The organism is Vulcanibacillus modesticaldus, assembly GCF_001730235.1.
GTDB classification, from domain to species: domain Bacteria; phylum Bacillota; class Bacilli; order Tepidibacillales; family Tepidibacillaceae; genus Vulcanibacillus; species Vulcanibacillus modesticaldus.
The window spans coordinates 1-6,640 of sequence record NZ_MIJF01000050.1; the positions used below are offsets into that span (position 1 = coordinate 1).

A 6,640-nucleotide genomic window follows, 5' to 3' on the forward strand; every position below is an offset into this window, starting at 1 on the left:
CTGGTTACGAATTTTACTTTGGAAGCCATACGATAATTGGATAAAGTTAATGGTTAAAGCACCAGGATAAAAATAGTTATTGTAAGTTGTTTTGTTTTTTTGTGAATAATTAAATCAAATAGTAATAATTGCCAAATGGACAGTGATCACCTTTAGTTGGTTACTGGTTCTTTGGTCGAAGTTTAGGAAAATATTGTTCAGAATATTGTGTGAACTAACCACTATAACTTTTATGCAACGCTATTGATTTCCAATGAGAGTTTGATTTATCGAAGTTTACCTAAAATTTTTTTTATTTTATTTTTATAACATTAATCCCAAAAATTTCATCTTTTTGTTCGATAGTTACTAACTCATCACCAATAATATTCATATATTTTACTTTTCCAAGAGTCTTTACTGTACCTAAATATTCAAAAGTCTCGTAATTATAAATGTAAATATTACCGGCATCGCCAGCATTTATATATATTTTGTTTTCCCCTAAATCAAAAGCGATGCTATTATATGATTGATTAAATTTTTTGTAATATAACATATCTCCCTCTTTACCATAACCGGTTTTAAATATAACTCCAGAATAATTATAGATATATTTTCCATCAGGCGATATTTTGAAACCTATATCCATCTCATAATCACCATGATAGATAGAATCATAAATAGTAATAAAATTACCTTTATCTATAAAAAATACCTTCATGTCCCGAGGACGGGTACCAGTTGTTGCATATAGCCTATCCTTAATAGGTGACATTTTGATCTGAGAAACATCTGTTGTTCCAATACCTCCCAATTCTATACCGGTTTCTTCCGAAAAACTTTTTATACCTTGACTATAGCTAGTTAAAAAAATATACCCATCATTTGCAATAATATTAAATGGTTTGTATCCAACATCCAATATCTTAATAAGTCTTAAAGTACTAGCATCAACAATTCCCACATATCCTTCTTTATCTTTATCTCCAGTATAATAATAGGTTTTATCAGGTGTCAGAATCAGATAAATTTTGCCATCTGCTAAGTCTAATCGTTCAGGTGTATATTCAAAATTTTGTACTTTGATTTTTTTATCCATCACTGAATACTTTATAAGTCTTTTATTATCTTTATCCACCATATATATCAGACCATTTTCTGTATCATATTTTACGTCGTATGGCTCAAAACTCAATTCTTCATAGTAGTCTTCATCGATATCAAGATACTCCAGCGCTTGTATTTTTTCGATCACATTTTCTAATACTTTATTTAGCAGTATGATAGATACCATTAATTTGTAATTATCGTCATGAGGATCATATGAAAATCGGGATATAATTTTAGTGTTAATCATACCATCATTTAATAAAGTTATATCTGCAGTAGAAATAATTGTATTACCATATTTTTTGGATTCAATATTATTAATCTGATAGCTATATCCATTAAAATGCTTTGCAAGATCATCAAAACTTGCTTTTTCAATTTCTAAAAAGGTACTTTGAGGATGCATGGTTGATAGATACAAATCTTTATCATTAGTTATCAATCCCTTTAAAATATCGTCGGTTATTTTATAAATATTTTGTTCTTCTTCCTCAGAAAGGATGAAATCTGTTTTTGGAACAACTTCAAGGCGATTAAAATCCAATGATTGGTAATCTATTTTAACTTCACCATCAAAAATAGTAGCAAAATTATAACTACCTTTTGTTATCTCGTTAGATATTACACCAATTACTTTTCCTTGATTGTTCAGTAGAGGAGCTCCTGAACTACCACTTGAAACTGCAGCATCAGTTTGTATTAATATGGAGTCCATAAATGTGTCTTTTCTAAAGGAGTTGATTACACCTTCAGTAACTGACCAGTTCAATCCCAACGAATGACCAATGGTTACTATTTTTTCACCAATCACGTTAGAATTTGTTTCCCTGAGCTGTAAACTCTTCACAGATTGTTGCTTATTTAGCTTTAGTACAACTAAATTACGAGTAATGTCGTATTTATATATACCCTCAACTTCATAAATATTTCCATAATAATCTTCAATCCTTATTTCTTCATAGTCTTCAATAACATGAAAGGCGGTCATAACCAAACCATCGCCCACAAAAAATCCTGTTCCTATTTTGTTTTCTTCCCCACTGTTGGAGGACTCTATAATAACAACGCTTTTTATTGCCTCATTAGCAATTTCAGAACTTTTTTTCGGAACTTCCAATTGTTTTATTAGTTGGTTTATTTTTTCATAATTATAGTTAATTGCTACATCAGAAATAATAATTAGACCATCATTATAATATAGAGCTTTTCCCATAGAGTCTACGATCGCTCTTAATGGTAAATATGTTCTCCCGTTTATAATAACAGGTGCTACATCCAGTTTTGTAGCAATACCATTTTTCTTTATCTCAGGGATATTAATTATCAACTCGAATTTATTATTATCCTGAATTATTGATACTGATTTGGAAACCTTATCCCATTCAACCTTAGCACCAAATGCTTCCACAACAAATCTTATTGGTACTAAAGTTCTATTATTGTTAATGATAGGTTTTACATTTGGATCTTCATTATCTATATATTTTTTTAAGTTATTTATTATGGAACGATTACTACCTATCAATAAAGCTACTTCATTATTTAATTTACTTTTCAAATTAAATAAATAACTTTTATCATAGCTAACTACTATATCAGAAATAATAATAAGACCACTATCATAATATAGCTCTTTTCCCATTGCATCTACAATTGCTCTTAATGGTAAGAATGTTCTTCCATTTATTATCATCGGGGCTACATCCAGTTCTGTCGTAACACCATTTTTCTTTATCTCTAAAACATCTATTACCAATTCTAATTTGTTATTACCTTGAATAATCGAGACAGTTTTTAAGGTCTTATCCCAGTCAACTTTAGCATTAAATTTTTCTGAAATAAACCGTATAGGTACTAAGGTTCTGCTATTTTTAACAATGGGTTTTACTGTTGGATCCTTACTATCTATCGCCAATTTTTCCCCATTTACAATTGATTGATTACTTCCAACCAACAAAACAATTTCTTTGTATATATTATTTTCATTTGCAAATACCACTAGATTATTTATTAATAAGGCTATTGCCATCAGAATAGGGCCAATTTTCTTCAAAAATTCTCCTCCATTTCTGTTATATCGGTAACATTATACTTAGTGTAATACGATTAGATTGTAATTCTAGCTTACTTAATTTTTATCACGTTAATACCATTACTCCCACCTTCATTCTCAATTGTTACTAATTTATCATCGATTACACCCATAAAATATACTTGAGTTTCTGTTTTAAAAGAAGCCAAATATTCCAATGTTGTGTAGTCATATGCATAGATGTAATTACTATCGGTCGGGTTAATATATATTTTATTGTCAGACAAGTCAAAAGCTATACTATTATAAGGTCCACTAAACCTCTTATGATATAACATATCGCCTTCTTTACCAAAACCAGTTTTAAATATTACCCCAGAGTAATTAAAAATATATTTCCCATCAGGAGAAAGTTTGAAACCCAGATCTATTTTGTATTCGCCATGATAAATTGAGTCGTAGTTCATGACAAACTTACCATTGTCAACTCCAAAAGCCTGTAAATCTCTTGGATATGCATTGGTAGCTATTGCATATAGTTTGTCCCCATTTGGATAATTTTCAATTAATAAAACTCCTAAGGCATCATAACTATCAATTTCTAGACCAGTGTTTTCAGAATAACTTTTGATCATCTTTAAATATGAACCGGTAGAAACATAAATAATTCCATCTTTAACCGTTATATCATAAGGATCAACCATAATCTTTATAATTTTTATTACTTCTAAAGTATCAGCATTTACTATACCTATATAGCTTTCACTTTCACTATAAGTATTGTGTTCTTTAGTTAATAATGTTACATAAACTTTGCCATCAACTAAATCTAACCTATCAGGTACATATTCAAAACTTTTAGTAACCATAACATTATCTCTAACAGAATATCTAACAAGACTTTTGGTAGTTTTATCAATCATATAAACAAAGCCATTTTCATTATCAAATTTAACATCATAGGGTTTAAACTCTAATTCTTTGAAAAAATTATATGATTTATCGACTATCCATAGTGGTTGATTCTCATCAGCTTTTTGATCTAAATTATTTTTATCTAAATACAGTATTGTGGCCATGAATTTGTATTTTTTTTCAGTATTATCATAAGCTAATCGTGACAACACATTTGTATTTATGGTGTTATAACCATAAAAAGTGATATTTGCGACAGAGATGATTGTATCACCATATTTCTTTGAGTCGATACCGTTTATCCGGTAACTGTATCCTTTTAAGTCAGCAGATTCTTTGGAGAAATTATCTTTTTCAACTTCTAATAATGGACTTTTGGGGTGTATAGTTGATAGATATAGATTTTTATCATTTTTAACTAATCCTCTTAAACTATCATCGATCATCTCAAATACATTTTGTTCTTCTACCTTTGAAATAATGAATTCTGTATCATTGATTAAGTCTAAATTATCAAAGTCTAACAGTTGATAATCTACTTTCATTTTACCGTCAGGAATAACAGCAAAATTATAATTTTCATTTTCGATTCCTTTCGTAATCACCCCAATTACTTTACCATTACTATTAAGCAATGGGCCTCCCGAACTACCATGCGAAACCACCGCATCTGTTTGTATTGATAACGAATTCATAAGTTTATCTTCTCTGAAGGAACTAATTATACCCTCAGTTACTGACCAACTTAATCCATTCGAATGACCTATTGCTACTACTTTTTCACCAACCACACTAGAACTCATTTCTCCAAGCTTTAAACTCTTCACAGATTGTTGCTTATCTAACTTTAGTACAACTAAATCCCGAGTTATGTCGTATTTATATATACCCTCTACTTCATAAACATTTCCAAAATAATCTTCAACCCTTATTTCTTCGTAATCTTCTATTACATGAAAGGCTGTCATGACCAAACCGTCACCTACAAAAAATCCAGTACCAAATCCTTGCTCTTCTCCTTCATTAAATACTTCAACAATAACAACACTTTTAATGCTATCTGTTGCAACTTCTGATGTTGTTTTTGGAATTGTTTGCAGCTTATTCACCATTTGTTGTAAATAGGAATCATCGTAATTAACAGCTACATCAGATAAAATAATTAACCCATTGTCATAATATATATTTTTCCCTATGGCCTCTATTGTTGCTCTTAAAGGAACATAAGTCCTTCCATTTATTATTTGTGGTGCTATCTCAAGCTTCTCGGTAACCTCAGCCCCAAATCTCTCTGAGATAAACCTTATTGGAACTAAAGTTCGATTATTTTTAATTTCAGTTTTAATATTATAATCATCACTATCTAACATCATTCTTAAGCCATTTACAATTGACTGATTACTTCCAACTAAAAGAGCAATTTCACTATTTAATTTTTTTCTTAGTTGGCTTAAAAAGTTATTATCATAATTAATTGTTACATCAGAAATGATTATAAGGTTATTTTCATAAAACAATACTTTTCCCATAGATTCAGCAATAACTCTTAATGGCAAGAAAGCTCTTCCACTAATTATTCTGGGAGTTGCATCCAGTTCTATTGTGATACCATTTTTCTTTATTTGGGGAACACCAATCATCAATTCCAGGATGTTTTGATCTTTAATAATTTTAACTCCTTTGGTGTTTTCATCCCAAACAACCTTAGCGTCAAAATTTTCAGCAATAAACCTTATCGGAACTAAAGTTCTCCCATTTTGAATAATTGGTTTTATAGCTAAATCATCCTTATCTATTTGTATCTTGACACCATTTACAATTGACTGATTGCTACCAACTAATAATACTATTTCTTTACTAACTTCATTTTCTTCTGCAAATACTACCAAACTGTTGATCATTAACAATACAAATCCTAAAAATACTATGACTATTTTTTTCAAAACATTCACCCTCCTAACTCTAGTTGCTTATTAGTTTCATTGCCAATATACTTTAATATGTACTTATAGTAAATCTGTAAATGTTACCATATTCTAGATTTAAAAATATGAACAACAAATAAAAAAATATTGAAAAGCTTTCATCTGAAATATCAGTGAAAACTCTTCAATATCATGTAATTTAAAAACTCATTGAGTAAAAGCTAATTTATTAAATTATACTAAACCTAAATAAACAGCACTATAATAGCCCAGCTATACTATACTGAACAAAATCTTGATCAGTAATGATTGCCAAAGCTCCAACTTGAGCTAAATGATTTACATTGAAGGGACCTTTGATCCGGTGGATTATTGGGATTATAAATACATATTAAAGCCGTTTTATTAGTTACCGCTTGCAACATATGTATGGAGTTAGTATAGTTTTGTGGACACACCTTAGTTAAGTCTAATACAATAATTTTGAGAGGATGTGTCCTATATGAAAAGAAAAGGTGTAGCAAAAAAATATACTGAAGATTTTAAACAAACAATAGTGGAACTCTACAATTCTGGAACTCCAGTAAAAAAATTAAGTAGCGAATATGGTGTATCTGAAGTAACGATATATAAATGGATTAGGTCCTATACCCCTGTAGGTGAAGGAAAGGATTCC

At 29.8% G+C, this 6,640-nt stretch carries 3 protein-coding genes; 1 reads left to right on the top strand and 2 read right to left on the bottom strand.

Translation table 11 applies throughout. The features are described from left to right. Positions 1-292: 292 nt before the first annotated feature. Both BHF71_RS08800 and BHF71_RS08805 read right to left on the bottom strand, forming a co-directional pair. A complete protein-coding gene (locus tag BHF71_RS08800; protein ID WP_069657294.1) occupies positions 293-3,145 on the bottom strand; it encodes a stalk domain-containing protein in 2,853 nt (950 codons plus the stop codon). 71 nt (positions 3,146-3,216) lie between these two features. Beyond that, the gene (locus BHF71_RS08805) at positions 3,217-5,982 is read right to left on the bottom strand and encodes a stalk domain-containing protein (RefSeq protein ID WP_069657295.1); all 2,766 of its coding nucleotides are present in this window, start codon (positions 5,980-5,982) and stop codon (positions 3,217-3,219) included. 484 nt (positions 5,983-6,466) lie between these two features. Here BHF71_RS08805 and BHF71_RS08810 point away from each other — a divergent pair. Further along, positions 6,467-6,640: transposase (locus tag BHF71_RS08810; protein ID WP_084024127.1), on the top strand; the 174-nt coding region annotated here is incomplete at its 3' end.